The 26,040-nt window shown below is 69.9% G+C and carries 25 protein-coding genes; 9 read left to right on the forward strand and 16 right to left on the reverse strand.

Features of this window, described 5'->3' with window-relative positions:
- Both J8J14_RS10790 and J8J14_RS10795 read left to right on the forward strand, forming a co-directional pair.
- Positions 1–610 (forward strand): EAL domain-containing protein (locus J8J14_RS10790; RefSeq protein WP_209379514.1); only part of this gene is annotated, 610 nt, incomplete at its 5' end.
- Between the two features lie 138 nt (positions 611–748).
- Positions 749–1,198, forward strand: coding sequence for a helix-turn-helix domain-containing protein (locus J8J14_RS10795; RefSeq protein WP_209379515.1), 450 nt, complete (start codon positions 749–751; stop codon positions 1,196–1,198).
- 35 nt (positions 1,199–1,233) lie between these two features.
- Here J8J14_RS10795 and J8J14_RS10800 read toward each other — a convergent pair whose 3' ends face one another.
- The gene (locus J8J14_RS10800; RefSeq protein ID WP_342452432.1) at positions 1,234–1,578 is read right to left on the reverse strand and encodes a response regulator; all 345 of its coding nucleotides are present in this window, start codon (positions 1,576–1,578) and stop codon (positions 1,234–1,236) included.
- A gap of 162 nt (positions 1,579–1,740) precedes the next feature.
- Here J8J14_RS10800 and J8J14_RS10805 point away from each other — a divergent pair, with 162 nt between their 5' ends.
- Genes J8J14_RS10805 through J8J14_RS10820 form a run of 4 tightly spaced genes read left to right on the forward strand, consistent with a single transcriptional unit; the run spans position 1,741 to position 4,458 of the window.
- Positions 1,741–2,481 carry a Crp/Fnr family transcriptional regulator gene (locus tag J8J14_RS10805; protein WP_209379517.1) on the forward strand — a complete coding sequence of 247 codons (741 nt, stop codon included), beginning with the start codon at positions 1,741–1,743 and terminating at the stop codon, positions 2,479–2,481.
- Between the two features lie 59 nt (positions 2,482–2,540).
- The gene (locus tag J8J14_RS10810; RefSeq protein ID WP_209379518.1) at positions 2,541–3,641 is read left to right on the forward strand and encodes a sensor histidine kinase; all 1,101 of its coding nucleotides are present in this window, start codon (positions 2,541–2,543) and stop codon (positions 3,639–3,641) included.
- Between the two features lie 2 nt (positions 3,642–3,643).
- On the forward strand, positions 3,644–3,952 hold the full coding sequence (locus tag J8J14_RS10815) for a hypothetical protein (RefSeq protein ID WP_209379519.1): 309 nt from the start codon (positions 3,644–3,646) through the stop codon (positions 3,950–3,952).
- A 56-nt stretch (positions 3,953–4,008) separates the two neighbouring features.
- Positions 4,009–4,458: a DUF2383 domain-containing protein gene (locus tag J8J14_RS10820; protein ID WP_209379520.1), complete on the forward strand. Its 450-nt coding sequence runs from the start codon at positions 4,009–4,011 to the stop codon at positions 4,456–4,458.
- A 40-nt stretch (positions 4,459–4,498) separates the two neighbouring features.
- Here J8J14_RS10820 and J8J14_RS10825 read toward each other — a convergent pair whose 3' ends face one another.
- From J8J14_RS10825 to J8J14_RS10855, 7 genes are all read right to left on the reverse strand, one after another.
- Positions 4,499–4,861, reverse strand: coding sequence for a hypothetical protein (locus J8J14_RS10825; protein ID WP_209379521.1), 363 nt, complete (start codon positions 4,859–4,861; stop codon positions 4,499–4,501).
- A 3-nt stretch (positions 4,862–4,864) separates the two neighbouring features.
- Positions 4,865–6,178, reverse strand: coding sequence for an NAD(P)/FAD-dependent oxidoreductase (locus J8J14_RS10830; RefSeq protein ID WP_209379522.1), 1,314 nt, complete (start codon positions 6,176–6,178; stop codon positions 4,865–4,867).
- On the reverse strand, positions 6,178–7,017 hold the full coding sequence (locus J8J14_RS10835; protein ID WP_209379523.1) for a cyanophycinase: 840 nt from the start codon (positions 7,015–7,017) through the stop codon (positions 6,178–6,180). The genes J8J14_RS10830 and J8J14_RS10835 overlap by 1 nt, the downstream gene beginning before the upstream one ends.
- Positions 7,010–7,885 carry an isoaspartyl peptidase/L-asparaginase family protein gene (locus J8J14_RS10840; protein ID WP_209379524.1) on the reverse strand — a complete coding sequence of 292 codons (876 nt, stop codon included), beginning with the start codon at positions 7,883–7,885 and terminating at the stop codon, positions 7,010–7,012. Before J8J14_RS10840 ends, J8J14_RS10835 begins: the two co-directional genes overlap by 8 nt.
- A 2-nt stretch (positions 7,886–7,887) precedes the next feature.
- Positions 7,888–10,641, reverse strand: a complete 2,754-nt coding sequence (cphA, locus tag J8J14_RS10845; RefSeq protein ID WP_209379525.1) for a cyanophycin synthetase — start codon at positions 10,639–10,641, stop codon at positions 7,888–7,890.
- A 79-nt stretch (positions 10,642–10,720) separates the two neighbouring features.
- A complete protein-coding gene (locus J8J14_RS10850) occupies positions 10,721–11,503 on the reverse strand; it encodes a DUF2243 domain-containing protein (RefSeq protein WP_209379526.1) in 783 nt (260 codons plus the stop codon).
- Positions 11,503–12,048: a hypothetical protein gene (locus J8J14_RS10855; RefSeq protein WP_209379527.1), complete on the reverse strand. Its 546-nt coding sequence runs from the start codon at positions 12,046–12,048 to the stop codon at positions 11,503–11,505. Before J8J14_RS10855 ends, J8J14_RS10850 begins: the two co-directional genes overlap by 1 nt.
- Positions 12,049–12,350: 302 nt before the next feature.
- Between J8J14_RS10855 and J8J14_RS10860 the strand changes: the two genes are divergently transcribed.
- The 3 genes from J8J14_RS10860 (at position 12,351) to J8J14_RS10870 (ending at position 14,791) form a co-directional block, all read left to right on the forward strand.
- Entirely contained in the window at positions 12,351–13,325 is a 975-nt protein-coding gene (locus tag J8J14_RS10860; protein WP_209379528.1) for a TIGR03885 family FMN-dependent LLM class oxidoreductase, read from the forward strand.
- A 66-nt stretch (positions 13,326–13,391) separates the two neighbouring features.
- Positions 13,392–13,592, forward strand: a complete 201-nt coding sequence (locus J8J14_RS10865; RefSeq protein ID WP_209379529.1) for a hypothetical protein — start codon at positions 13,392–13,394, stop codon at positions 13,590–13,592.
- 65 nt (positions 13,593–13,657) lie between these two features.
- On the forward strand, positions 13,658–14,791 hold the full coding sequence (locus tag J8J14_RS10870) for a patatin-like phospholipase family protein (protein WP_209379530.1): 1,134 nt from the start codon (positions 13,658–13,660) through the stop codon (positions 14,789–14,791).
- 117 nt (positions 14,792–14,908) lie between these two features.
- On the opposite strand, the gene J8J14_RS10875 is transcribed toward J8J14_RS10870, so the two are convergent.
- The 8 genes from J8J14_RS10875 to J8J14_RS10910 all read right to left on the reverse strand — a co-directional run bounded on the left by J8J14_RS10875 (position 14,909) and on the right by J8J14_RS10910 (position 26,033).
- The gene (locus J8J14_RS10875) at positions 14,909–17,263 is read right to left on the reverse strand and encodes a putative bifunctional diguanylate cyclase/phosphodiesterase (protein WP_209379531.1); all 2,355 of its coding nucleotides are present in this window, start codon (positions 17,261–17,263) and stop codon (positions 14,909–14,911) included.
- Between the two features lie 170 nt (positions 17,264–17,433).
- Positions 17,434–19,401, reverse strand: a complete 1,968-nt coding sequence (locus tag J8J14_RS10880; RefSeq protein ID WP_209379532.1) for a glycosyltransferase family 2 protein — start codon at positions 19,399–19,401, stop codon at positions 17,434–17,436.
- Positions 19,401–20,609: an HlyD family secretion protein gene (locus tag J8J14_RS10885; protein WP_209379533.1), complete on the reverse strand. Its 1,209-nt coding sequence runs from the start codon at positions 20,607–20,609 to the stop codon at positions 19,401–19,403. The genes J8J14_RS10880 and J8J14_RS10885 overlap by 1 nt, the downstream gene beginning before the upstream one ends.
- Before the next feature lie 13 nt (positions 20,610–20,622).
- Positions 20,623–21,693, reverse strand: a complete 1,071-nt coding sequence (locus J8J14_RS10890) for a cache domain-containing protein (RefSeq protein WP_209379534.1) — start codon at positions 21,691–21,693, stop codon at positions 20,623–20,625.
- A 311-nt stretch (positions 21,694–22,004) separates the two neighbouring features.
- Positions 22,005–22,730 carry a tetratricopeptide repeat protein gene (locus J8J14_RS10895; protein ID WP_209379535.1) on the reverse strand — a complete coding sequence of 242 codons (726 nt, stop codon included), beginning with the start codon at positions 22,728–22,730 and terminating at the stop codon, positions 22,005–22,007.
- A 53-nt stretch (positions 22,731–22,783) separates the two neighbouring features.
- Entirely contained in the window at positions 22,784–23,728 is a 945-nt protein-coding gene (locus J8J14_RS10900; RefSeq protein ID WP_245215680.1) for a type II secretion system F family protein, read from the reverse strand.
- A complete protein-coding gene (locus J8J14_RS10905; RefSeq protein ID WP_245215681.1) occupies positions 23,728–24,687 on the reverse strand; it encodes a type II secretion system F family protein in 960 nt (319 codons plus the stop codon). The genes J8J14_RS10900 and J8J14_RS10905 overlap by 1 nt, the downstream gene beginning before the upstream one ends.
- The gene (locus J8J14_RS10910) at positions 24,687–26,033 is read right to left on the reverse strand and encodes a CpaF family protein (protein ID WP_245215657.1); all 1,347 of its coding nucleotides are present in this window, start codon (positions 26,031–26,033) and stop codon (positions 24,687–24,689) included. The genes J8J14_RS10905 and J8J14_RS10910 overlap by 1 nt, the downstream gene beginning before the upstream one ends.
- Between the last annotated feature and the right edge of the window lie 7 nt (positions 26,034–26,040).

Genomic DNA, 26,040 nt, shown 5'->3' on the forward strand with positions numbered 1-26,040 from the left:
GGATGCGGGGCTGATCACCCCGATCGGCAACTGGGTGCTGCGGCAGGCCTGCCGCCAGGCGATGGACTGGCCCCAGGACACCACGGTGGCGGTGAATGTCTCGCCCGTGCAGTTCCGCCAGTCGGACCTGCATGGCGTGGTGATGGCCGCGCTGGAGGAAAGCGGACTGCCGCCGCACCGGCTGGAGATCGAGATCACCGAGGGCGTGCTGCTCGCCGAAACCGAGGAGACGCTCGCCACCCTGCGCCGGCTGCGCGCCGCCGGCGTGCGGATCGCCATGGACGACTTCGGCACGGGCTATTCCAGCCTCGTCTACCTGCAGAAATTCCCCTTCGACAAGGTCAAGATCGACCGCTCCTTCATCCGCAACCTCGAGGCGGACCCGAGCGCGGCCGCGATCCTGCGCGCCATCCTGCGGATGAGCCAGGCCCTTGGCCTGCGCACCCTGGCGGAAGGGGTGGAAAGCGCCGAGGAAGCCGAAATGCTGCGCCAGGAAGGATGCGAGGCCGCCCAGGGCTTCTTCTTCGCACCCCCGCTACCGCCGGAGGAGCTGGCCCGGCTTCTGGCGCAGCCGGAGCTGGTGAGAGTGGCGCAGCGCGCCCTGCTCTGACCCGGGGCCAACGCAGCCCCGCCATTCAGGCGAGTGACCGGCGCGGCAAGCAACCCAGGATAATTCCTTCCCCGACTATCCATGATAGAGGTTGCATGCACGGTTTTGCCCACCGCGCGGCGATCCTGCGAGGACAACATGGCGGAACCATCCAGGAGCGAGCCACAGCCCGCCGAGGCCGGGCTGGAGGGTGAAGGCAGGCTGATCCTGGTGGACCAGCATGTGGGCAGCCGCCTGCGCTTCCGCAGGGTCCAACTGGGCCTGAGCCAGGAACAGCTGGCCACGGCGGTGGGCATCAGCTTCCAGCAGATCCAGAAATACGAGCGGGGCATGAACCGCATCGGCGCCAGCCGCCTGTTCGAGCTGACCCGGGTCCTGCAGGTGCCTGTCAGCTTCTTCTTCGACGGGGCGCCTGACGGCGCCAATCCGGACGAGGCCGCTCCGCCCGATTCACCCGCCTCGGTGCCCGCCGAGCTGATGAACGCACCGGAAACCCTGGCGCTCATCCGGGCCTTCCACGGGATCATGGTGCCGGAGATCCGCAGGCGCGTCCTGGGGCTGGTGCGAAGCCTCGCTCCCCAGGGATGAGCGGCGTTGCGGCCCCACCGATGCCGGAGCCGCTTTCAGCGCCGCAGCATCACCCCCGGGAGCGACGAGGCGAGCGCCCTGGGATCATAGGGCTTCTCCCAGTACGGAACATGCTGGAAGCGGCTGGGCAGGGAATCCCGCGCATAGCCCGTGGCGATCACGAAGGGCATGCCCAGCTGGAGCAGCCTGTCCGCGATCGCATAGCTCATGTCGCGCCCCAGGCTGATATCCAGCACCGCCGCATCCAGCTCCGCCTCGTTCGAGATGATGGTCAGGGCGCGCTCAAGGTTCTGCACGGGCCCGAGCACCTCGGCGCCCGCGACGCGCAAGGCTCTTACGAGGTCATCGGCAATGAAGAACTCGTCCTCAACGACCAGCACTCTCCGGCCGCTGAGCTCTGAACCGGTACTTTCCTCTGCCACCATAAGCCATCCTACACCATGACGTACGGGGCAACCGCGATTGTCCCGCATCCACAATAACCCATGTTAAGGCAGCTTCGTGCCGGCCCGCTAGGAGAAGTGGCACAGCCAGGAGCGGCTATGGTCAACCCTCTCATCCGCAAGCTTGAGAACTTCACGCGCCTCTCTGGTCAGGACAAGCACCTTCTTTCGGAGTTCCTGCACGAGGGCATACGGCACCTCGGCCCGCGCGAGGACATCATCCGCGAGGGCGAGCGGCCGCAGAGCGTCAACCTGGTCCTCTCCGGCTGGGCCTGCCGGTACAAATACCTGGAGGACGGCCGCCGGCAGATCATCGCCTTCCTCGTGCCGGGCGACCTTTGCGACAACAACTTCTTCCTGCTGCGGCAGATGGACCACTCGATCGGCGCGCTCACACCGATCAGCATCGCCCAGATCCCGCGCCACCGGATCGAGGAGGTGTCGCTTCACCACCCGCGCGTCGCCCAGGCGCTGTCCTGGGAAGCCCTGACCTCGATGGCGATCCAGCGTGAATGGACCGTCAGCCTCGGCCAGCGCGATGCGCAGGAACGACTCGCCCATCTTCTCTGCGAACTGTATCTGCGCCTGCGGGCCGTGGGGCTGACCGATGGCACCTCCTGCGAACTGCCCCTCCGCCAGGCGGAGCTGGCGGATGCGCTCGGCCTGTCCACCGTGCATGTGAACCGCACCCTGCAGGAGCTGCGGGCCAGCCAGCTCATCATGCTGAAGGGCAAGACGCTCACCATCCCGGATTTGAACGCACTCCGGAGTGTCGCGCAGTTCACGCCGACCTATCTTCATCTGGAGCACGAAGGACGGCACCTCGACGCGAACGAGTAGGGTTCCGGCCGGGAACCACCGGGTCTGGTTCCGCATACGCAATACCGGGAGACAAGAGCTTGTCCGACGAAGCGGAGGTTCCATCCCCCGGTCCAGGGCCCGACGCAGGCGGACCGGCAGGCCAGGGGCGGCGCGCAGCGGACGAATCCGGGGCGGTGCGGCCCGGCGTGCATGCCATGCCCATGGTCGATCCGGCCCTCTTTCCCCATCTCCTCTGGCGGTCGCAGGCCGGCGGAAGCTGGATCTGGGCCAGTCCGCAATGGCAGGCCTTCACCGGCCAGCCCGGCGAGGCGAGCCTGGGCTCAGGCTGGCTCGATGTCCTTCATCCCGAAGACCACAACGTGGCGCTGGCCGCATGGCGGCAGGCCGAAGCGGGGCTTGGCTTCCATGCCGAGCTGCGCCTGTGGGAGGCCGCGGAGCGCCGCTACCGCTGGGTGCTCGGCCGGGCCCAGCCCTGCCCTGCCGAGGAAGGGCATGCCCCGGAATGGCTCGGCACCTTCACCGATGTGGACCAGCTTCACCGCGTGGCCCAGAAGCAGGGCGAGCTTCTGGCCCTGCTGCAGCACCGCGTGCGGAACACGCTCTCCATCGTCCGCTCCATCCTGCGCCGCACGGCACAGACAAGCGAGAGCGTCGAGGAGATGGCCATGCATCTCGACGGCCGGATCAACGCCTTCTCGCGGGTGCAGACCGCGCTCATCCGCGATCCGGCCGGTGGGCTGGACTTGGCGCAGCTGATCGCGGACGAGTTCCTCGTCCATGCGGCGCGGGAGGACAAGCAGGTGGCCATGGAAGGTCCCCCGGTGGAGTTGCGCCCCAGGGCCGCGGAGACGCTCGGCCTCGCCTTCCATGAGCTGGCGACCAATGCTGTGAAATACGGGGCCCTTTCCAGGCCTGACGGCCAGGTCGCCGTGTCCTGGCGCATCGAGGACGAGCCGGGCCAGCCGCGCCTGATCCTGACCTGGCGGGAGCGCGGAGGGCCGCGCCCAGACAAGCCGTCGCGCCGCGGATTCGGCGGCGACCTGCTCGCCCGCAGCCTTCCCTATGACTTGCAGGCCGAGGTCCAGCAGGACTTCACCGCGGAGGGGCTCCACTGCACCATCACGGTGCCCTGCGCGGAAGCAATCCTTCCTGGCGCCCCGGCGCCGCAGGAGGACTGACCATGACCGGCAGCCCGGAGAATGTCTGGCGGCCCATCAGCCGCGCACCAAAGGATGGCAGCCCCGTGCTGGTCTGGTGCCCGGCCCGGAACCTCGCCGATGGCAAGGTGCATGAAGCCCGTGCCGCGATCGGGCGCTGGATCGGCAGTGGCGAGCAGGGGCACTGGGTGCTCTCTCCCTCCGCGATGGAGGGGGAGGTGCCGGAATGCTGGGTGCCGCTGCCGCCGCGCACCCGCCCGCCGGCTTCCGCACCGGCTGCCCGCAACGTCGCCGCGCGGAAACCGTTGGGCCGGGTGAAGGTGCTGCGTTGAGAAGCTGAGCGCACGGACAGCCGGCACCGTCCCCCGCAACCGAAAGGAATGCCTTCATGGTGACGATGGTTGGAACGGAATCGACGCTGACCGGGCTAGTGGAGAACCTCCTGCTGCTCGAGCATGACGCGATCGCCGCCTATGAGCAGACGATCGAGCGGCTGGAGAACCCGGCCTTCAAGGCGAAGATCGCGGAGTTCAAGGCGGATCACGACCGCCATGTGCAGGAGCTGACCTCGCTGGCATCCAGCATCGGTGCCGCGCCTCATCGGGAAGGCGATGCGAAGCAGTTGCTCACCACGGGCAAGGTGGCGCTGGCCAGCATCATGGGCGATGCAGCCACCCTCCAGGCCATGCGCTCCAACGAGGAGGACACGGTCACGGCCTATGAGCGTGCCTCCAGCCATGCCGGAGCAACGCCCGAGGCGCAGGCGATCTTCCGCCGCGCCTATAACGATGAGCTGCGCCACCGCGAATGGATGAACAACGCATCCGAATCCGCCTGACGCGCTGAGGGCCGGGGGAGCGCCTCCCCCGGCCCCATCGTCACATCCGCCAGATCAGGACAGCCACCAGCAGGGCCAGGCAGGCCACCCCCACGGCGATGGCAAGCATCCGGTGCCCGGAGCTGGGCCCGACCCGCTGGGCATGGCTGGCCGCGTCCGGCGGGATCGGCGCATCGCGCCGCTCCCTCTCGCGCACCTCCGCCACCAGCTTCGGGTCCGGCGGTGCGCCGGCCGCCTCGTCATCCGTGCCCAGGGGCGAGAGGCCGGGGTCGAGCATGGGCACCTTGTCGCCCGTCGCGCCGCTCTCGATGTCGCGCTTGAGCTGCGCGACATTCGCGGTCCGCGTCAGGGGAGCCGGGACGGGGCGCGGCTCCAGCTCGGTGGGATCGTCGTTCTTTGGCATGGGTCAGCCTCCTGCTGCCGGGGTGGCATCGGCCCTGCGTTCCTCCGGCGTGGGAGCGGAGGCACTGCGCGTGATCAGGCGGGCGCCGCGCTGGAAGGTGAGATAGCTCCAGAGCCACTCGAAGGAGACGACGACGCGGCTGCGGAAGCCGATGAGGTAGTAAACATGGGCAATTCCCCAGAACCACCAGCCCAGCAGGCCCTTCAGCCGGAAGCCGCCCATGTCCACGGCTGCGGAGCGGCGGCCGATGGTCGCCAGATCGCCGTGGTGGCGATAGGCGAAGGGGGCCGGCGCGGCGGCCTTCCTGGCGCGGGCGGCGATCACCCGCCCGACATAGCGGCCCATTTGCTTGGCGGCGGGCGCATTGCCGGGAACGGGCTTGCCGTTCCGGTCCTTCATGGTCACCAGGTCGCCCACCACGAAGATCTCGGGGCGGCCGGGCAGGCTCATATCCGGCCCCACCACCACCCGCCCCGCGCGGTCGCGCTCTGCCCCGACCCATTCTCCGGCCTGCGAGGCGACGACGCCGGCGGCCCAGACCGTGGTGCTGGCATCGATCCGCTCATCCCCGATGGAGACGCCGGCGGCATCGCATTCCGTCACCCGCGCCTGCGTGCGGACCTCCACCCCCATGCGGCCGAGCGAGGCGGCAGCGTAGTCGGAGAGTTCCTCGGGAAAGGTCGCGAGAAGCCTGGGGCCGGCCTCGATCAGCACGATCCTGGCGCGGCGCGGGTCCACGCGCCGGAATTCCCGCTTCAGCGCCTGGCGGGCCAGTTCCGCCATGGCGCCGGCCAGCTCCACCCCGGTCGGCCCACCGCCCACGACCACGAAGGTGAGCAGGCGCTGCCGCTCCACCTCGTCACTGGCCATCTCCGCCCGCTCGAAAGCGAGGAGGAGGTGGCGGCGGATCGCGCGCGCATCCTCGATGGTCTTCAGCCCCGGGGCGAAGCGCGCCCAATCGTCGCGCCCGAAATAGGAATGCGTCGCGCCGGTGGCGAGGACGAGTATGTCATAGGGAAAGGCGACGCCATCCGCATGGACGATGCGCGCCGCCACATCGACGCCCGTCACCTCGGCCATCAGCACGGTGACGTTCTGCTGGCGCCGGAAGATGGTGCGCACGGGCCACGCGATATCGCCCGGAGAGAGCGCCGCCGTGGCCACCTGGTAGAGCAGCGGCTGGAACAGGTGGTGGTTCTGGCGATCCAGGATGGTGAGCTGCACGGGCGCGCCGGCCAGGGCCCGCGCGGCCTCCAGCCCACCAAAGCCCGCCCCAACGATCACCACGCGCATCGGGCCGCCCGCCGCTGCCGTCATCAGCTCTCCGCCGCCTTTGCCACCCGTTGGGCCTCCGCCATGCCCGGCCGCCGGTCGCCCAGCTGGAACCGGTCCCCGTGGCAGAGGACATGGAGACGGACATCGTGGATGGACAGGGCCCGGTCCGTCTCGGCCTCCGCAATGTTGGAATGGGTCACGCCGCCGCCATCCACGACATAGACGCCGCCGCTGCCGATCACCTCGAAGTTGTCGCCCCGCAGGATGATGGCCGTGTCCTCGTCGATGCCGATCCCGAGTTCCCGCGGGTTCTGCGCCACGGCGCCGAGAAGGCGGCCGATCCGGCCGCGCTCGGCGAAGTGCTGGTCGATGATCACGTCCCGCACCAGCCCCAGCCCGGCGGCAAGGTGAAGGTCGCCGATGCGGTGCGTCTCCTGCCCCTTCCCCTTCACCAGCATCGTGTCGCTCATGGCGGAAGCCCCGGCGGAGGTGCCCGCGATCACTCCGCCGGCCTCATGGATCTCGCGCACGCGCCGCTCCACCGGCGTGTCGCCGAGCTGGCTGCTGATGCGAAGCTGGTCGCCACCGGAGAAGAACACGCCGGTCGCCCCATCGAAGAGGTGCAGCTTCTCCTCGTCCTGGGCCTCCGAACGCTCCTGGACGTAGAGCTCCACCAGATCCGTCACGCCGAGCGCGCCGAAGGCCTCCTTATAGGCATCGAAATAGCCTTCGGGCTGGTGGGAGGCGACGGTGGCGATCACCAGCCGCCCGCCGCGCACGTATTTCGCGACCTCCTTGAGGATGATCCGCTCGCCGTCCTTGTCCTCATGCCCGCCGATGATGATCAGCGGGCCGCTTCCCTTGCGGCTGCGGTCAGTCAATGGCCAACTCCTCGGCCTTGCGGAGATAGATGCGCGGCACGCCATCCTCCTCGGTTGCCAGGCCCACCGCGAAATGCGGGCTGTTATGGGCCCAGCCCACCCCGCCGGAACGGTCCAGCACGATGCCGCCGGCATCGCCCCCGACGCGACCCATCCGGGCAATGGCCGCCTCGATCGCCGCCTGGGGCGGGGCGAATTCCATGGCCTGCATCACGCGGGCCGCCAGCATGCTGCGGGAGATGCTTTCGCCATCGCCGGAGAACGCCACGGCACCCTGGAGGTTGTCGGCGTAGAAGCCGCAGCCCGGCAGGGGTGAGTCACCCACCCGCCCGGCCATGCACCCCTCGAGCCCGCCCGTGGAGGTACCCGCCGCGAGATTGCCGTGCCGGTCCAGCGCGATGCAGCCCACCGTGTCATGCCCGGCATCCGCGCCGGCCGTACCGCCCTCCTCAGGATCCCGCAGCTCCGCGTTGCAGGCGCTCGCGAAGCGCTGCGCCCCCTCCCCGACCAGCAGGGTCGGGGTTTCGCGCAGCATCGCGCGCGCCACGGAAATCGGGTGCCGGACATCGCGGATGGCCGCCGCGCCACCGATATCGAGCGTCGCGCCATCCATGATGGCGGCGTCCATCTCCACCATCCCGTCCGCGTTGCGGACCGAGCCGAGGCCGGCGTTGAAGGTGGGATCATCCTCCATCACCCGGATGGCCGCCTCCACCGCCTCCAGGGCCGTGCCGCCCCCGCGCAGGATGGCGGCACCGGCCTCCAGCGCGGCGAGGCAGCCTTGGCGATTGGCCTCCTCCTTGCCCGGCTCGATCTCCTTGGCGCCGCCATGCAGCACCAGCGCCCATCGCCCCGTCGCGTCCGCCACCTTCAGGCCATCTCCGCCGCCAGGGCCGGGGTTTCCTCCGGCGTGAAGGTAAGGACCTGCGCCCAGACCGCTTCCACCGAGGTCGGGGTGAGCACCACCAGATCGCCCCGTCGCGCCATGGCGAGGCAGTGCCGCGTCGCGTCATGCTCATCCATCACGCGATGGATGCGCTCCTCGGGGAAGCCCGCGGCCAGCGCGCCTTCGGCAAGCAGGCGGATCACCTCCCCCGCCTCGCGGCCGCGCCCATCGGGCCGCTCGCGCAGCACGATCTCGTCGAAGGTTCCGGCCGCGATGCGGCCCATCTCCCGGATATCCTCGTCACGCCGGTCGCCGGGGATGCTGACCATGCCGATCAGCCGGCGGTGCTTCGGGCGCAGCTTCCCCACGACCTCGCACAGCGCCGCCAGCCCCGCGGGGTTGTGCGCGTAGTCCAGGATCACCCGGAAGCCATGGGCGTCATGGATGTTCAGCCGCCCCGGGCTCTGCTCGAAGGAGGTGGAGAAGCCCTGCAGCGCCGCGCGGATCACCGGCGGGGAGATGCCCTGCGCATAGGTGATGGCCACCGCCGCCAGGGCGTTCTGGATGTTGAACCCGGCCATGCCACCCAGCGTCGCCGGGATTTCCGCCGCGCTCATCAGCGGAAGGCGGCGCCCGTCGTCATGCACCACGATGTCGCGGCCAGCAGGGCCATCCTCATTCACCACGGCCAGGCCGCCGGCACGGACATGCTCGCGCAGCAGCTCGGGCATGGCATCGCCGCCCTTCATCGAGAAGAAGGCGATGCGGCCGCGCGCATGCCGCTCCATGGCCAGGGTGAGCGGATCATCGGCATTGAGCACGCTGCACCCGTCGCGCCGGACGGATTCCACCACCACGGACTTCACCGCGGCCAGGTCGTCCAGCGTGTCCACCTCCTTGATACCCAGGTGGTCCGCCGCGATGTTGAGCACGGCGCCGATATCGGCGGCCTCGAAGCCCAGCCCCTCGCGCAGGATGCCGCCACGCGCGGTTTCCAGCACCGCCGCCTCCACCGTGGGTTCGCGCAGCACCATGCGGGCGCTGCGCGGACCGCTGGCGTCGCCATCCAGGATCTTCTCGCCATTCACCCAGATGCCGCTGGTGCTGGTCATGCCCACGCAGAGCCCGGCATGGGCGAGGATATGCGCCACCATGCGCGTGGTGGTGCTCTTCCCATTGGTACCGGTGACGGCGATGATCGGGATGCGCCCGGTTTCGCCATCGGGGAAGAGCATGTCGATGGCAGGACGGGCGATGTCGCGCGCCCATCCCTCGAAGGGCTCCAGATGCATGCGGAAGCCGGGGGCCGCGTTCACCTCCACGATCCCGCCGCCAGTCTCGCGCACGGAGCGGCGGATATCGGGCGCCAGGAAGTCGATCCCGGCAACGTCCAGTCCCACGATCTGCGCCGCGCGGCGGGCGATGCAGGCATTCTCCGGGTGGATGTCGTCCGTCCGGTCGATGGCCGTGCCACCGGTGGACAGATTCGCGGTGTCGCGCAGCGCCACCCAGCGATCCTTCTCCGGCACGCTTTCCAGCGTGAGCCCTTCCTTCGCGAGAAGGTCGGTCACATGGTCGTCCACCACGATGCGCGTCAGGGTCTTCTCGTGCCCGTCACCGCGGCGGGGATCGCGGTTCACCTCCTCGATGAGCTCGGCGATGCTCCGCTCCCCATCACCCACCACATGCGCCGGGACGCGCTGGGCCACCGCGCGGACCTCCCCGCCGATCACGAGGATGCGGTGGTCGTGCCCGGTGAACTGCTGCTCGACGATCACGCTGCGCCCGTGCAGTGCGGCATGCTCGAATCCCGCGCGCACCGCCTCCGGCGTGCGCAGGTCCAGGCTCACGCCGCGGCCGTGGTTGCCGTCCAGCGGCTTGGTCACCACCGGATAGCCGATGCGCCCGGCCTCGCGCATCGCCGCCTCGGCCGAACGCACAACGGCACCCTTCGGCACGGGAATCCCGGCATCGGCCAGCAGGGACTTGGTGAGATCCTTGTCACCCGCGATTTCCACCGCGATGGAGGAGGTGCGCCCCGTGATGCTGGCGCGCAGCCGCTGCTGCTTCTTCCCATGGCCGAGCTGCACCAGGCTGAAATCGTCCAGCCGCATCACGGGAATGCCGCGGCGCTCCGCCTCCTGCACAAGGGAACGCGTGGTGGGCCCCAGCGCGCGGCGGCCCACCAGGCGGCCCAGCGCCCGCAGCCCTTCCTCCAGCCCGCCGCCACCGGCCATCGGGTCGCGCTCATGCAGCTCGTCCAGCCCGCGCACGCCGCGTAGCTCCGCCGGCAGCAGGGAATCCACCAGTCGCAGGGCCAGGCGCCCGGCCAGCAGCCCCACCTCCTCCTCGCGATAGGCGTAGAGGACGTTGTAGCAGCCGGGGCATCCGCGCACGGACCGTGTCTTGCCGCGCGTGACGCGCGAGCCCGCGCGGGTCTGCAGCTCGAGCGCCACATGCTCGGTCACATGGCCGAGCCAGGTGCCTTCCCGCATGCGCCGGATGAAGCCGCCCGGCACGCCATAGGAGCAGCCATGCTCCTGCAGGCCGGGCAGCATGGCGATGAGCGCATCGGTGAAGCCGGGCAGCCGGTCGGTCGGCCATTCCTCCAGCGCGCCGAGATCCAGCCGGATCCTGATCATCGGGGTGTGGCTGAAAAGATGGGGCCCGCGATACACGGCGGAATGCAGCACCTTCATGGGAGCCGCCACGGCGGCATCCCCGGTTTCGGTACTCATGACTGGCCTTCTCGTTTTTATGAGTTCTTCGGCGTTCCAACGGCCATCCGGGCGTCCGGCTTCAACAACGCCGCTTCTGTCACACGGATATCCTCGTCCATGCCAGGCAGCCGCCCGTCGCCGCGGAACGCCCCACCAGCAGCGCTCCGCGCCGGTACAGGTCCAGCATGGAAACGCCGTCCCTGGTGTCCACCGCAAGCAGCCCGCCGGACGGATCGCTCCATGCCACGCGCCCGCCCGATGCGATCACCGCGGCGAAGGCCTCGCCCGGCGGGATGCCCGGGCGGAACAGCACCAGCATCGTGGTGCTGCCCGCGGGCGGCAGCGCGGCCACCGGCATCGCGGCCAGGACAAGCGCCACCAAGGTGAATGCGGCGGCCCCGCCATGCCGTCCACCCGGCGGCCCCTGGCGGCGCAGCCAGAGGCCGACCAGCAGCGGCGGCAATCCCACGGCAAGCAGCCAGCCAATATCCCAGAACAGCGGATCCGGCACGTCCACGCGGATGCGATGGATGCCCAGCAGCCAGTGGAAGACCACGACATCCACGATCTGCCACGCGGCGAAGCCGAGAAGCGCCGCGCCGAGAAGGCGGCTGCCCGCCCGTTCCGCCAGCATGGCGCGCGCCTGCCAGAGCAGGAGCAGCCCGAGCATCGCGATGAGATAGACGGCGACATGGAACATGCCGTCCGCGAAGACCTGCGCGCGGAGGTCGCGCAGCGCCTCCCCCGGCACCAGGGACAGGAAGTGGTGCCACTGCAGAACCTGGTGCAGCAGGATCCCGTCGAAGAAACCACCGAGCGCGAAGCCGAGCACCCCGCCTGCCAGGCCGAGCTTGCGGTACGGATGCGGCGCGGTGCCCATCAGGCGTCCTGCGGGAAAGCGTGCGCCGAGGTAGCGCGTGGCATCCGCGCCGCGCCGAAGAGGCGGCGCGCACTGAACAGCAGGCCCTGCGTCGTCATCTGTTGCAGGCGCGCGGCCTGGTACTCCCCGCATTCATGCGCCAGGACCTGCACGCGCACCATGCCGGCCACCACACGCCCGACCGCCCAGGCCGAGACAGCAAGAAGGGCCCCGTCATCGGCTCTCTCCTGCGCCTCCAGGTCGTTCCGGCTGATCCAGCATGTCGCCGCGCGGGCATCGCAGCCGAGATCGGCCAGCACATACTCCACGCGGCGCAGACCCTCCTCCGCCTCGCCCTGCAGAAGGGCGAAGCCCTGCTCAAGCAAGGGATCGCGTGCCGCGCGACGCCACTCTCCCGCGGCCTGGATCAGGGTGCCGCTGCTGGCATGGGCCGCGCGGATGCCCTTCACGAAGAGGGCGCGCATTCCGGCGTCCTCGGCCAGAAAGCGGGGCGGCCGCGCGGCATCCGTCCATGCGCCCTGCTCGAACGGAACATATTGTCTCACGGCTGGCCCTCCCGGATCCGGTGAATCCGTCCATGCGCCGCGTCTTGCTGCATGCGGGGGAAGGCAAACGGACAGGAAGGCCTGCACATGAACCCTCTGGCGGAGGAACACCGGTAAGCATGTCTCGCTCACCTTCCACGCCGCGCCGCTAACCTGTGTTACCGTGCGCCCCGCTTCCGGTACTTCTCCCAAATCGTTGATCTGGCGGGCTCTCTCCCGCGTCGCAGCGCAGGCGGCGGCAAGGCCCGCAACTCGCACACGGCTTCCGTGTTCCCCGCTTTCGCCCAGACACGGTGCCCTTCATGCCGCCTGTACGCTTCGGCTTCCACGCTTCCCACGAACAGTTCCCGCCTTCCGAATTGCTCACCCTCGTGCAGGCTGCCGAAGCGGCCGGCTTCGATGCCGCCATGTCCTCCGATCACTTCCGGCCCTGGGGCGCGGCACAGGGGCATTCCGGCCTGGCCTGGCCCTGGCTGGGCGCGGCCATGGCGCGGACGCAGCTCCCCATCGGCGTCATCTCCGCCCCGGGCTACCGCTACCACCCCGCCATCATCGCGCAGGGCGCGGCCACGCTGGCGGAGATGTTTCCCGGCCGCTACTGGCTCGCCCTGGGCAGCGGCCAGCGGCTGAACGAGGACATCACCGGCCTGGCCTGGCCGGAGAAGGCCGAGCGCAACGCCCGGCTCCGTGAATGCGCCGCCATCATCCGCGCCCTGCTGGCGGGGGAGACGGTGTCGCATCACGGCCGTGTCACGGTGGTGGATGCGAAGCTCTACAGCCGCCCCGAAACCCCGCCCCCGCTCCTCGGCGCGGCCGTGACGGAAGCAACGGCCGAGGAGCTGGGCGCCTGGGCCGATGGGCTGCTCACCGTCTCCGCAGAGCCTGAGCAGCTGCGCAAGGTCATCGCGGCCTTCCACCGCGGCGGCGGGCGCGGCAAGCGCCTGATCGTGCAGGTCGCGCTGAACTGGGCCCCGACGGAGGAGGAGGCGCTGGCCGGCGCCCATGAGCAGTGGCGCACCAATGCGCTGGGCGGCGAGGTGAACTGGGAGCTCCGCACGCCAGAGCACTTCGACACGGCCACGCGCCATGTCCGGCCAGAGGACATGCGGGAATCCGTCTGGATCTCCGCCGACCCGGGCTGGCATGTCGCCCGCCTGCGGGAGCTGGTGGAGCTTGGCTTCGGGGAGATCCAGCTCCATCAGGTCGGCCGCAACCAGCGCGCCTTCATCGAAACCTTCGGCACCAGTGTCCTGCCGGCCCTTAGGGCGCCGGGCTGAAGGCGAACCTCCGCGCCCGCGAAGCGTTCTGCCCCAGGCGCCCCACCAGCCACGAGGAACACCAGCATGACGACCGCGAAGAAGGCCAACCAGCGCGCAGAAGAACTCGGCTCCGGCAAGGGCGGCACCAGCAACGCCGAAGGCCCCGCCGCCGGCGCCGGCACCGCCCCCTCGCAGGAGGCCCGGCACGACAACCAGCACAACCTGGCCGGCACGCCCTCGGCAAAGGCCGCCAGCGGGCGCCCCGGGCACAAGAACACGGATTGAGGGCGCCCGTGGACGCGGCTGCCGCCGACATGGCCCAGCCCCCAGGCGGGCAGAAGGAACCGCCGATGACGGCCCTGGTGCTTTCGGGCGGCATCGGCCTCGGCGCCTTCGGGGCCGGGGTCTATGCGGGGCTGGAGGAGCATGGCGAGGCGGAGTGGCTGCTCGGCGCCTCCGCCGGGGCCGTGAACGCCGCGATCATCGGCGGGAATCCCCCGGGCAGGCGCGCGGCGGCGCTGCGCCGGTTCTGGTCCTCCATTTCCGCCGACCCGACGCCCTTGACCTCCTTCTGGCTGGGCAAGCCGCCCACCCGCGGCGCGTGGCGCCGCGCGCATAACGAGGCGGCCGCGCTGCAATCCCTGCTGCTCGGCAGGCCGGGCCTGTTCCGCAGCCGGCTCTCCACGCCTCGCACTAGCGAGCCCCCCGCGCTCTACGACCTGGAACCGCTCCGCCGGGTCTTGCCGGAGCACCTCGATTTCGACCTGCTGAACAGCCCCGGCGCACCCCGCGTGACCCTGGTGGCCACCGACGTGCTCAGCGGCGAGCGGGTGGTCTTCGATACGGCACGGGGCACGCGGATCACGGTGGAGCACATCCTGGCCTCCGGCGCCCTCATGCCTCTCTTTGCGCCCGTGGAGATCGAGGGGCGGCTGCTCTGTGACGGCGGCCTCGCCTCCAACGCCCCGCTCGACCTCCTGCTGGACGAGGTGCCCCGGCGCCCGGTCCGCTGCGTGATCGCGGAGCAGTTCTGCCGTGCCGGGAGCAGGCCCCGCAACCTGCTCGCCGCCGCTTCCCGCGCGGGCGACCTGGCCTTCGGGAACCAGACCTGGCGCATGGTGGAGGCCTGCATCCGCGAGTTCCGGCTGCGCGGCCTTCTCACCCAGTTGGCCGGCGCGCTTCCGCCCGCGATGCAGGAAGACCCGGCCGTGGCGCCGCTTCTCGGCGGGGCGGCGGCGGAAGCCCGCGAAATGACCCTCCTGGTCCTCGGCTACCGGGCTGATCCGGACGAGGCCGGGCTCATCAAGCCCTTCGATTTCTCGGAGGTCACCCTGGCGGAACGCTGGGACGCAGGGCAGGCGGCGCTTCGGGAAGGGCTGGCCCAGCTTGCCTCGCCGGATGGTGGCACCCGCCCCGCTCCGGGCCTGACCCTGCTGGAACTGCAGGCGCCATATAGTGCGGCGCTGGAAGTCGTTCCTGGCTGATCCGGGGCTTCGCGCCGGCTCCGCGGCAGGTGGAAGCGGCCCGGCGCCGCTCGGCTGCGCAACGCCGGCGGCCACCGGGCAGGGATGCGGCGGGGGAAGCCTGGTGGCCCGCCTTGCTCACCCGCCCGCACGCATGGGCAGAAAAGGTGTCACCGCCTCCCCCGCGGCCAGGCTGGGCTGCCTGCAGACCGCGAGCTCCCGCAACAGCTGCGGCACGTCATGCGCGGGTCGCGGCGCGCTGAAGAGAAAGCCCTGCAGCTCCGCACAGCCAAGCCTGCGAAGCTGTGCGAGCTGGGCGTCGGTCTCCACGCCTTCCGCGTTGAGGGTGAGGCCGAGCGTGGCACCCAGCATGCTGATCGCGCGCACGATGGCGGCCGCGCTTTCGGAATGCGCGACGTCGCGCACGAAGGAACGGTCGATCTTGATCTTGTCCAGCGGGAAGCTGCGCAGATAGGCGATCGAGGAATAGCCCGTCCCGAAATCGTCCAGCGCCACGCGCACGCCCAGGGCGCGGATGCGCCGCAGCGTGCTCACCACCTCCGGGCTGTCCTTCAGCACGACGGCTTCCGTGATCTCCAGCTCCAGCCGCTCCGCCGGAAGCCCCGAGCCCTGCAGCGCAGCCAGGACCGAAGCATGCAGGTCCCGCCCGGCGAATTGCGCGGCGGAAAGGTTCACGCCCACCCGCACCGGCTCCGGCCAGCGCATGGCCTCGGCGCAGGCGGTTCGCAGCACCCACTCGCCCAGCGGCACGATCAACCCGGATTCCTCCGCCACCGGGATGAACTCCGCCGGGGAGACGAGGCCGCGCTCCGGATGCCGCCACCGCACCAGCGCCTCGAAGCCCACCACGCCACCCGTGGCAGCGACCTGCGGCTGGTAGAACAGTTCCAGCTCATCCCGCGCCAGGGCGGCGCGCAGCTCCGCCTCCATGTCGCGCCGCGCCTGCAGCCGGCTGGACATGATCCAGTCGAAGAAGCGGTGCGTGCCGCGGCCCGCGCCCTTCGCTTCGTACAGGGCCATGTCGGCATGGCGCAGCAGCAGGTCGGCGGAAGCGCCGTCACGCGGCGCGAGGGCGATGCCAACGCTCACCCCTACCAAGACGGCCTTGCCATCGATCAGGTATTCCGCCCCGACTTCGCCCGCCAGCCTCTCGGCCAGCTGCGCGACGGCGGATGCGGCCGGCGCGCCCTCGATGATGGCCGCGAACTCGTCCCCGCCCAGCCGCGCGATCATGTCCCCGGGGCGGAGGCAGAGGCGCAGCCGGTCCGCCACGGCCATCAGCAGCCGGTCCCCAACCGCATGACCCAGGCTGTCATTCACCTCCTTGAAGTGGTCCAGGTCGAGATAGAGCACGCCGAAGGCGCCACCGGAGGAAAGCCGGGCCACGGCGCTCTCCAGCCTTTCCTGGAACAAGGTGCGGTTGGGCAGGCCGGTGAGGGAGTCGTGCCGGGCCATGTGCCGCGCGCGGGCTTCCGCCTCCTGCCGCTCGGTCACGTCCTCGAAGGTCGCCACCCATCCGCCATCCGGCATCGGCTCCCGCGAAAGCGCCACGCAGCGCCCGTCCGGGAGTTCCAGCGTGCTCCTCTCCCCGGCCGTGGCGGCGGGCGTGGCCCAGGCGGCGGCGTCCGGCACGCCACGGATCGAGAGTGCCTCCGCCAGCTGCGCGGCGCTCATCCCGGTCAGCGCCGCATCCCTTGGAAAACCGAAGATCTCGCGGAAGCGGGGATTCACCACGCGAAGCCGGCCCTCCGCGTCATAGAGCGTGAGGCCCTGGCCCATATTCGTCAGCGCCGCATCGAAGCGCGCGGCCAGCGCCGCCTTTTCGCGCTGCGCATCCATGATGCGGCGGACATCAAGATAGTGGCGGCGGACGATCGAGCAGAGCGCGACGAAATAGACCAGCACGAAGGCCGTCTGCACCCAGTGCCAGGACCCGTGGAGCGCGCCGCCCAGCGCCTGGGGCAGGAGAAGCGCCGCGATCTGCGCCAGGGCGAAGCGCGGCGTGGCCGCGTTGCGGGAAGCGATGCCGCCCACCGTGCCCATGGCCAGCGTCACGGCCAGGACCCGGCTCGCCTCGTCGTCCAGGGCGACATAGCAGAGGAAGCAGAAGGCGCCGGTGACCACTGCCCAGGCAACGCCGATGGCGAAGTAGGGCAGCGCCGCCCGCAGCAGCGCTTCCGAGGACGGGTTCCCGCGCCGCCGGATCGAGATCACCACCCAGATGCGTGCGAGCAGCAGCACAACATCGGCCAGGAGGAAGTACAGCGGCCATTGGGCATCGATGCGCGCGGCGACATAGGCGCAAAGCGAAAGGGGCGCCGCATGCGCGACGACCAGGGAGGAGAGCCGGTCGAACAGCGGCGCGATCAGGGAGGCGGCATCATCGACATGCATGGCGGCACCGGGCAGGCCGGGGCCCTTCCCTGGAACATCCTTCAGCCACGCGATCAGGCCGCCCGATCCGATACCCATGGGGGCAATCCTGCCGACAGGTGCAACCTGTGGGAAGGGTTCCGAAGGAGAGATGAACCGCAAGACGCGGATTCCGGTCGAATTCTTCCGGCTTCCACCCCTGCCCCGGACGGCAACAGGCCGGGCCACAGGCGGCACGCCTGTCACCTGGCCCGGCGCCCCGGCGGCTGCTAGGGCCGCATTGCCCGCCTCGCGACGCCGGACAGGAGACCGGCCATGCTGGTGCTCGTCGTCCCCTTGGCACCGACCTGGGTGTAGAGCTTCGCCAGCACGCGCTGACGCTCCTCCGGGGTCAGCAGCAGCTGCGCCGTGCAGCCGCCCGGCTCCAGCTGGTCCACCCGGGCCCGCACCCGGCCGACGCCGCCGATCTCCACCTCGAATTCCTGTCCCTCGGGCGGAAAGAGGCCCCCGCGCAGCATGATGGATTCCGCCGTGAGGTCGGCCACCCAGGCCCCGAAGCGCGCCTGCCCCGTCCAGACCTCGGTGCGCTCCACGGTGGGATTGATCCGGCTGGAACCGCCGGGCAGCTCGATGCAGACCACCATCGCCACCGCCAGCACGGCCAGGTTGTAGAAGCTCCAGAACAGGATGACGATCTTGCCGTCCCCGGCGTCATCCGTGGGCCCGAGATCCGAGAGCACGGAGACGAAGAGGCCGACCAGGGTCAGCACGAACAGGGTGAGCAGCGGCTTGATCAGGGGCCACTGCACCACGATCCTGGAACGGTCGCCGCCCTTGGCCGTCACCTTGAACTTGTGGCCCTTGGGCTTGGTGATCCCGATCACCACCGCCTTGGTGATCTCCCGTGCCCCGAGGATCTGGCTGACATCGTTCAGGATGGGCACCACCAGCCCGCCGGAGATGTGGTTCAGCGCCACCAGCACCGCGGCATAATAGGGCATGAAGTAGAGCAGCACGTCCGGCACGGTCGCGTAGACCACGGTGAAGCCGAAATACCAGTAGAGCAGCGGCATGATCAGGCAGGCCAGCCGGAAGGGATAGGTGGTGGCCCAGTAGAGAAAGGAATCCGCCATCCCGATGCGGTCGATCAGCCGCATGGCATTGCGGGAGAAGGGGCCGAGCGGCCCGCGCACGATCTGCATGAGCCCGAGGCACCAGCGGCCGCGCTGGGTGATGTATTCGCCCAGCCCTTCCGGTGCCAGGCCCTCCGTCAGCGGCTCGTTCAGATAGACGGTGGACCAGCCGATCTCCTGCAGCTTGATGGTGATCAGGTAGTCCTCGGTCACGCTGCCCGTGGGAAAGCCGCCGATCCGCTCCAGCGCCTCCCAGCGCATGACGGATGAGGTGCCGCAGCAGAAGGCGATGCCCCAGGCGTCCCGCGCGGGCTGGATGTGGTCGAAGAAGAAGCGCTGCTCATCCGGATAGGCGCGGCCGATGCCCAGGTTGTTCTGGATGGGGTCGGCGTTGAAGAAATGCTGCGGCGTCTGCACCAGCCCCACCTTGGTGTCGTGGAACAGCGCCAGCGTGCGCTCCGCGAAGTCCCGGTGCGGCACGAAGTCGGCGTCCAGCACCGCGATGAAGTCCGGCGGCTCCTCCAGGGCGCGCAGCACGTTGAAGGCGGCGTTGATGTTGCCGGCTTTCGCATGGGCATTGTCCGCCCGCGTCAGGTGCCGCGCCCCCATGCGCTCGCAGAGCTCGGCCAGCCATGGCCGCCGCCCATCATCCAGCACCCAGACGCGCTTGCGCCCGTGCCGCACGGCCAGGGCGCCGGCGATGGTGCGCTCCAGGATCGCCTCCTCCTCGTTGTAGGTGGCGATGAGGATGTCGAGCATCGGCTCGGGGCCTGGCTTCCACCAGGCCGCGTGCCGGTCCGCCTCCGGCCGCCTGTCCCTTGTGCGGGAGAGCACGATGAAGGCGATGGTGGAGGAAAGGATCGTCCCTGCCTCAAGCAGCGCGAAGCTCCAGGAGAGCAGCGTGTTGAGGCTGAATTCCGCCGGCGCCAGCGTGTCGGTGAAGCGCCACGCCATGTAGCGCCAGGACAGGATGATGCCGATGATGAAGAGAGCCGCCCGCACCGCCGGGCTGTCCTTGCGGAACATCGGCAGCAGGAACATCGCCAGGCCGATGATCAGGATGGTCGGCGCAAGGGCCCGGAGATAGGGGCTGAGCGCGAGCATCAGAATCCGGCCTGGTCGCGCAGCCGCCGCCAGAAATCGAGCGGCCGGCCGGAGAAGACCACGCGGCCCGTTCGGCCGATGGCGCAGCCCAGCTCCGGGTCCGCCGCCAGCTCGGGCACGGTCAGCGCCACGTCGAAGCGCGTGAGCTGCCCCGGGCTCGCCCCCACGGCGAGGTTGCGATAGATGCTGGAGGCGCCGGAGCCGGCCAGCCGCGCCACCGTGGCCTGGAAGACGCGCCCATCGCCGAGAAGGCGGAACTGGGCCGGATCCCCCACCCGCAGCCCGTTATACACCGTCTCCCGCACGCTGGCCGTGACGATGGCGGTGGAGCAGTCCACCATCCGGACAACGTCCTGCGCACGCCGGACATATTCCTGGTTGGCGGCCATGATTTCCCACAGGATGCCCGGCGAGGGCGAGACGAGCCGCGCCTCCTGGAAGCGGCCAAGCCGAACGCGCTCGGCATCGATCTGCTCGGCCAGCGTCTTCAGGCGCTGCTCCCGCTCATTCGCCTCTGCCGTCAGCTCCGCCACGCGCAGGTCGATCTCGCGCAGCCGCTGCCGGGAATAGGGCATGTCGCTGTAGGAATCGCCCAGCGAGATGCCCTGGCGGGCCGCCGCCAGCTCCACGGTCAGGTAGCGCGCGCGCTGCCGGGCCGCCTCCACATCCTGCGTCGCCACCTCATAGGCGGAGCGGACGCGGCTCAGCTCGGCCGCGGTCTGGATGCCGCTTCGGTTCAGCTCGGTGCCGCGCTGCAGGGTGGCGGATGCCTCGCGCGCCCGGGCCTCGGCCGCCTGCTGCAGCGCGCGGGTTTCGGCCAGCCGGGCCTCCAGCTGGTCCACCCGCCCTTCCACATAGGCCGCGGCCTGCCGCTCGAACACCCCGCGGGAGGCGTCGAGCCGCGCGATGATGTCGCGGATGCGGTCCCGGTCGCTCGTCAACGTCGTCTGGTTGCGCTGCAGCTCCAGCAGCCGCGTCTCGTCCGGGCGCGGGTCGCGCACCGTGCCGATGAGCTGGTTGGCGCCGACCCGCATGCCCAGGGTGCGCAGGTTCAGGGTCAGGTCGCCATCGATCGGCGAACGGATGGTAACCACCTGGGCATTGACCGTGGCATCGGTGCTGGTGCCGGCGAGCTGCTCGCCCAGGATGGCGTAGATCGCGGCGATGACCAGGGCGAGGCCAGCGACGATCTTCAGGATCTTGCTCATGGGTCGGCCGGCTTCAGGAACGCCCGCTCACGACCGTCAGCTTCGGCGGCGCGGTTTCCGCGCGGTCGGCCTGCTCGGTCAGCCGGCTGTGGATCCCGGCCAGGGACCCCGAAAGCGCCGAGACCTCGCTGTAGCGCCTCTCATCCGGTGCGGGCTGGTCGAAGCGCCCCTCCGCCAGCGCCGCCGCGCCGGCCACCACGCGGCGCAGCGGAGCGCGCAGGAAGAGCGCGGCCAGGACGCCGGCCGCCAGGATGGCCAGGGCCGTGAGCCCGATGGCGGTCAGCAGGCCGAAGGTCATGGTGCGGGCGGCGGCGAAGGCCGCATCCTCCCGCTGCCGCGCCAGGATGCTCCACCCGAAGCTCGGCAGGTTCCGGTAGCTCACCTCCGGCAGGACGGCGGTGAGATAGCTCTGCCCGTCCGGCCAGGTCTCCACCCGCTGGGCCGCCACGGACTGGCGGGCTGCCATGAGGCTCGGCAGGTTGGGGGAGGTGCCCTCGATCCCCTCGGGCCCGATCAGGACCTGCCCGTCATTCGAGACGAGCATCACCTCCACATTCTCGGCCAGTGGCACCTCCCGGACGAGGGAGCGCACCCAGTCCCAGCTCAGATGGCTGCCCAGCACGCCGGCCGTGCTCCCATCGGCACGGCGGAGCGGAAGGGCGAAATCCACCAGGCGCAGCGGCTCCCGGGCATTCGGCGCGACCAGGCTCTGCAGGAGGACGGCCTTGTGGACATCCCCCGCGAAGGTGCCCTGCAGCCCGGCGGTGAACCAGGGGCGCGTGGAGACATCCTGCCCCTCCAGCAACCCGCCGGATGCAACGGCCACCCGGCCGTTCGGCAGGGCCATGCCCATCCAGACATATTGGTCGTTCAGGGCACGCAGCGCATCCAGACGCATTCGAAGGTCTGCCGTGTCGCCGGTGGTGCGGAACAGATCGGCGAGGCGCTCATGCTTCTGCCACTCGTTGTGGAGAGCCTGCGACAGGCGGGCAGCCACGAAGCGGCCGGTGGCGCCCACCGTCTCCTGCGCCGAACGCTGGCTGATGGCCGAGGAAAGCCGGGCCGTGGCAGGTATCAGGATCACGGCCGGAATAACAGCCATCAAGATCGCAAGCAGAACGATCCATCCGCGAAGACCCAGCAGGCCAGACCGGGAAGGCTTGGCAACAGCCATTTACGTCACCCTTGATACGTCTCGCCGTTTCCAGCTTAAAAACATCGTTGCGCCAATTTGGTTCTCACCAAGCTGAGCGCAACCGGCGGCTGTTTGCCATACATTAACTTCGCGGCGGAGTAGTATTTTCACTTAACCCAGGATTTTGGCGCAGGGCTTGCCCGGATGTACCACCCCTGCCCCGATCGTCCGCATGCGGGGTGGGCCATGCCCACCGCCATCTAGCTGCGGGAGGCGGCCAAACCCTGCGCACCAAGCTCCCGCAGCAGGGCGTCGAGATCCGCCTGGCTTGCCCTCTCGCCGACCAGCTCGCGCATGGCCGCCTGGTCCCCGAGCGCCGCGCGCGCGATCGCCAGATTGGTGGCCACGCGCGGTGGTGCGCCAGGGCGGCGCGCCAGGGGCTCCAGCACGGAGCGTGCCTCGTCGAAGCGGCCGGAGAGCAGCAGCGACAGGCCGAGATTATTGGCGGGGCCGATCGCGGCCGGGGAAGCCGCCAGGGCGGACCGGTAACTCGCCTGAGCCTCTGGGTGGCGGCCCAGCATGTCGAGAGCGATGCCGCGCCCATCCAGCGCCGCGGCATCCGTGGCCCTTCGCGCGATCAGGCGGTCGAAGCTGCCCAGCGCCTCCTGCGCCTGCCCATTGCGGAGCTGCAGGCGGCCGAGCTGGTTGATCAGCGCTGGATCATTGGGGTTGGCCTGCAACGCGCGCTGCAGCACCGCCTGGGCTTCCGCCGCATTGCCTGCCCGGGAGAGGGCGCCGGCGAAGCGGGCCTGCAGCTCCGCGTTGCGCGGCTCGGCCTCCGCCGCGGCGGCATAGAGCGAAAGGGCCAGATCCGCCTGGCCAGAGGCCTCGGCGGCGGCGGCCACCCGCAGGCGGGAACCCGCGTCCGGGTCGCGCAGCCCACGGCTGGTCTCACCCGAGACCAGGGAACAGGCCGAGAGCAGCAACGCGCCCAGGCAGGCCAGCGCAGGACGCGCCGGAAAGGCAGGACAAGGCGCTTTCACTGACCGGAGCCGAAGGTTCTCCCCATCTGGATGATGCTAGGCGTGATCAGGGCGATGAACAAGGCAGGCAGGATAAAGAGGATCAGCGGGCCGATGAGGAGGGCGGGCAGGCGAAGCGCCTTCTCCTCGATCCGCAGCATGCGCTCCTGCCGCATCTCCGTGGCCAGCACCCGCAGCGCCTGCGCCAGTGGGGTGCCGTAGCGAAGGGTTTGCGAAAGGGTTGATCCCAGCCGCTTGAAGCCATCGAGGTCCGTGCGCTCACCGATCCGTTCCAGCGCCTCCCGCCGGTCCGGCAACATCCGCATCTCCTGGACCAGCACGGTGAGTTCCAGCGCGATCGCCCGGTTCGTCCCGGCCATTTCCCGCGCCACGCGCTCGATCGCCGTATCGAGGCCCAGCCCGGCCTCGGCCGCCACCACCATCAGGTCCAGCGCATCCGGCAGGCCCTTGCGCAGGCTCTGCTGGAAGGGCTTGCGCAAGCGGTTCATGACGATGTTGGGCAGGTAGATGGCCACCGCCAGCCCGCCGAAGACCGACATGGCCAGGTGCATCGTCCCGAGTTCAAGATAAAGGCCGATCCCGAAGCCCGCCGCGGGCGCCAGGACGAAGAGCAGCGCCTTGAGGCCGAGGAAGACCGGCACCGCCTGTGTGGCATCCATCCCCGCCGCGGCCAGGGCGCGCTGGAACTCCTTCAGCTCCTTCTCCGAAAGAATGGCGCTGTCGCGCAGCTTCTCGCCGATCGCGCGGATCGGGCGCCACGCCGATCCCCGCGAACGGGCCCGCGGCTGCTCCGCCGCCCCCGGCAGCACGGCGCGGATCCGGTTGGAAAGATCCCGGTTCTCGGCGGCATGGGCCAGGACCACGGCGGCAGCGACGGCCAGCCCCAGGGCGCCGATCGTCGCCGCGCCGGCGAGCAGCCAGGTGGTGGAAAGCGGCTCCATCAATCCCGTCCCGCCTGGCGGATGAGGTGACGGATCGTCAGCAGCCCCAAGGCCATGAAGCCGAAGCCGAGCAGCGCCATGCGCTGGCCGGTCGGATTCTCGATGAAGGTGCGGAGATAGAAGGGCTGGATGACGGACATGCCGAACGCCGCCACGAAGGGCAGTGCCGTCAGCAGCCCGGCCTGCATGCGCCCCTCGGCCGCCAGTGCCTTGGCCCGCTTGACCATGGCGACGCGCTTGCGGACCATGTCAGCCAGGGTATCCAGCGTCTCCGCGAGGCTGCCGCCCGTCTGGGACTGCAGGCCAAGCGTGACCGCGAGGAAGGAGAATTCCGTCAGCTTGGTGCGCGCATGCACGCGCATCAGTGCCGCATCGACAGGGCGCCCGATCGCGATATCGCCCACCACGCGGGTGAACTCCTCCCGAATCGGCATCGGGCTTTCCCGCGCGATGCCCCGCAGCGCCTCGGCCAGGGGCAGGCCCGCGCGGATGGCGCGCACCATCAGCCCGAGCGCGTCGGGAAGCTGCTGGAACACCGCATCCTGGTAGCGCCTGGCCTGCCATTTGAAGAGGCTGCGCGAGGTCATGCAGGCCGAGGCCACCCCGGCCAGCACCGCGAGCGGCAGGCCCAGCATCGCCACCAGCCGGGAGCCGCCGAACAGGCCGACCGCGACCGCGATCCCCGCCACCAGCGGCCAGGCCAGGATGCGCGCCGCCTCCGGCAGGTCCGGATCGAAGCCCACCAGGCGGAAGAAGCGCAGCTGAAAGGGGCTGTAGCGGCTATCGACCATGCGGATACTGGGAAGCGGCAGGTCGAGCTTCGCCGCCGGCATGACGGCAACGCTCATCACCCGGTTCCTGAGCTGGCGGGTGCGGCGCAGCTCCCCCATGCTCACCACCGCGAGCGTCAGGCCGGAGAGAAGGAAACCCGCCAGCAGGAGGAGCGGGGCATGGCCCATCACGCGGCCTCGCGCACCGACCGCATCCAGGCATCGGCGAAGCCGAAATACTCCAGGCGGTCGATGAAGCCGGGGCGGGTGGCGGGGCTCGTCCAGCGGCCACGGATGCGGCCATCGGGACCATCGCCCTCGTACTCGAAGGTGAAGATCTCGTTCATGGTGATCACTTCGCCCTCGAGGCCGCAAACCTCCGAGACCTGGGAGACGCGGCGGCCACCGTCGCGCATGCGCTCCACCTGCACGATCAGGTCCACGGCGCTCGCGATCTGGGTGCGGATCGCGCGGCTGGGCAGGCTGCTCTGCCCCATCATCACCATGTTCTCGATACGGATCACCGCATCCCGCGTGGTGTTGGCGTGCACGGTGCAGTAGGAACCGTCATGGCCGGTGTTCATGGCCTGCAGCATGTCGAAGGCCTCGGCGCCGCGCACCTCGCCCACGATGATGCGGTCCGGGCGCATGCGCAGCGCGTTCTTCATCAGGTCGCGCTGGTTGATCTCGCCCTTGCCCTCCAGGTTCGGCGGGCGCGTCTCCAGCCGCACGACATGGGGCTGCTGCAGTTGCAGCTCGGCCGCGTCCTCGATGGTGACGACGCGCTCGCCATGGTCGATCAGCCGGCTCATCGCGTTCAGCATGGTGGTCTTGCCCGACCCCGTGCCGCCCGAGATCACCACGTTCAGCCGGCAGCGCGCCGCGATCTCCAGCACCCGCGCCAGCTGGGGAGACATGGAGCCGCCGGCGGCCAGGTCCTGCAGATCCGCCTTGCGCTTGGCGAACTTACGGATGGAGATGGAAGCGCCATCGATCGCCAGAGGCGGAAAAACGACGTTCACGCGGCTGCCATCGGCCAGGCGGCAATCGACCAGCGGGCTGGATTCGTCCACGCGGCGGCCCACGGTGGCCGCCATCTTCTGGGCAATGGCGTTCAGCTGCGCATGGCTCTGGAAGCGGACATCGGTCAGCTTGACCTTGCCGCGCACCTCCACGAAGACCTTGTCCGGGCCGTTCACCATGATGTCGCTGATGCTGTCGTCGTTCAGCAGCGGCTCCAGCGGCCCGTAGCCGACCATGTCATGGGTCAGCTCCTCCGCGATCCGCGCCTCGTCCCGGCCCGAGATCTCCACCCGTTCCCGGTTCGCGACATCATGCACCAGCGCCTCGAGCTGCGCGCGCAGGGCGGGGCCGGCCAGGCGTCCCGCGGCCACGGGGTCCACCTGCTCCAGCACCTGGCTGCGCAGGCGGCGCATCACGTCATCCGGGGCGATGGCGGCCTGGGCGGCGGCGATGGGCGCCACGGAGGACGAAAGGGGTGCTGCTTCCTCGGTGCGCCGTCCAAAGGTCCTCATGGCCATT

It is taken from the genome of Pararoseomonas baculiformis, from assembly GCF_017813395.1.
Taxonomy (GTDB): Bacteria; Pseudomonadota; Alphaproteobacteria; order Acetobacterales; family Acetobacteraceae; genus Roseomonas; species Roseomonas baculiformis.

Coding starts and splice junctions, on each gene's coding strand:
- J8J14_RS10795 (WP_209379515.1), top strand. CDS start 749: ATGGCGGAACCATCCAGGAGCGAGCCACAGCCCGCCGAGGCCGGGCTG.
- J8J14_RS10805 (WP_209379517.1), top strand. CDS start 1,741: ATGGTCAACCCTCTCATCCGCAAGCTTGAGAACTTCACGCGCCTCTCT.
- J8J14_RS10815 (WP_209379519.1), top strand. CDS start 3,644: ATGACCGGCAGCCCGGAGAATGTCTGGCGGCCCATCAGCCGCGCACCA.
- J8J14_RS10820 (WP_209379520.1), top strand. CDS start 4,009: ATGGTGACGATGGTTGGAACGGAATCGACGCTGACCGGGCTAGTGGAG.
- J8J14_RS10825 (WP_209379521.1), bottom strand. CDS start 4,861: ATGCCAAAGAACGACGATCCCACCGAGCTGGAGCCGCGCCCCGTCCCG.
- J8J14_RS10830 (WP_209379522.1), bottom strand. CDS start 6,178: ATGACGGCAGCGGCGGGCGGCCCGATGCGCGTGGTGATCGTTGGGGCG.
- cphA (WP_209379525.1), bottom strand. CDS start 10,641: ATGAGTACCGAAACCGGGGATGCCGCCGTGGCGGCTCCCATGAAGGTG.
- J8J14_RS10850 (WP_209379526.1), bottom strand. CDS start 11,503: ATGGGCACCGCGCCGCATCCGTACCGCAAGCTCGGCCTGGCAGGCGGG.
- J8J14_RS10860 (WP_209379528.1), top strand. CDS start 12,351: ATGCCGCCTGTACGCTTCGGCTTCCACGCTTCCCACGAACAGTTCCCG.
- J8J14_RS10865 (WP_209379529.1), top strand. CDS start 13,392: ATGACGACCGCGAAGAAGGCCAACCAGCGCGCAGAAGAACTCGGCTCC.
- J8J14_RS10870 (WP_209379530.1), top strand. CDS start 13,658: ATGACGGCCCTGGTGCTTTCGGGCGGCATCGGCCTCGGCGCCTTCGGG.
- J8J14_RS10875 (WP_209379531.1), bottom strand. CDS start 17,263: ATGGGTATCGGATCGGGCGGCCTGATCGCGTGGCTGAAGGATGTTCCA.
- J8J14_RS10880 (WP_209379532.1), bottom strand. CDS start 19,401: ATGCTCGCGCTCAGCCCCTATCTCCGGGCCCTTGCGCCGACCATCCTG.
- J8J14_RS10885 (WP_209379533.1), bottom strand. CDS start 20,609: ATGAGCAAGATCCTGAAGATCGTCGCTGGCCTCGCCCTGGTCATCGCC.
- J8J14_RS10900 (WP_245215680.1), bottom strand. CDS start 23,728: ATGGAGCCGCTTTCCACCACCTGGCTGCTCGCCGGCGCGGCGACGATC.
- J8J14_RS10905 (WP_245215681.1), bottom strand. CDS start 24,687: ATGGGCCATGCCCCGCTCCTCCTGCTGGCGGGTTTCCTTCTCTCCGGC.
- J8J14_RS10910 (WP_245215657.1), bottom strand. CDS start 26,033: ATGAGGACCTTTGGACGGCGCACCGAGGAAGCAGCACCCCTTTCGTCC.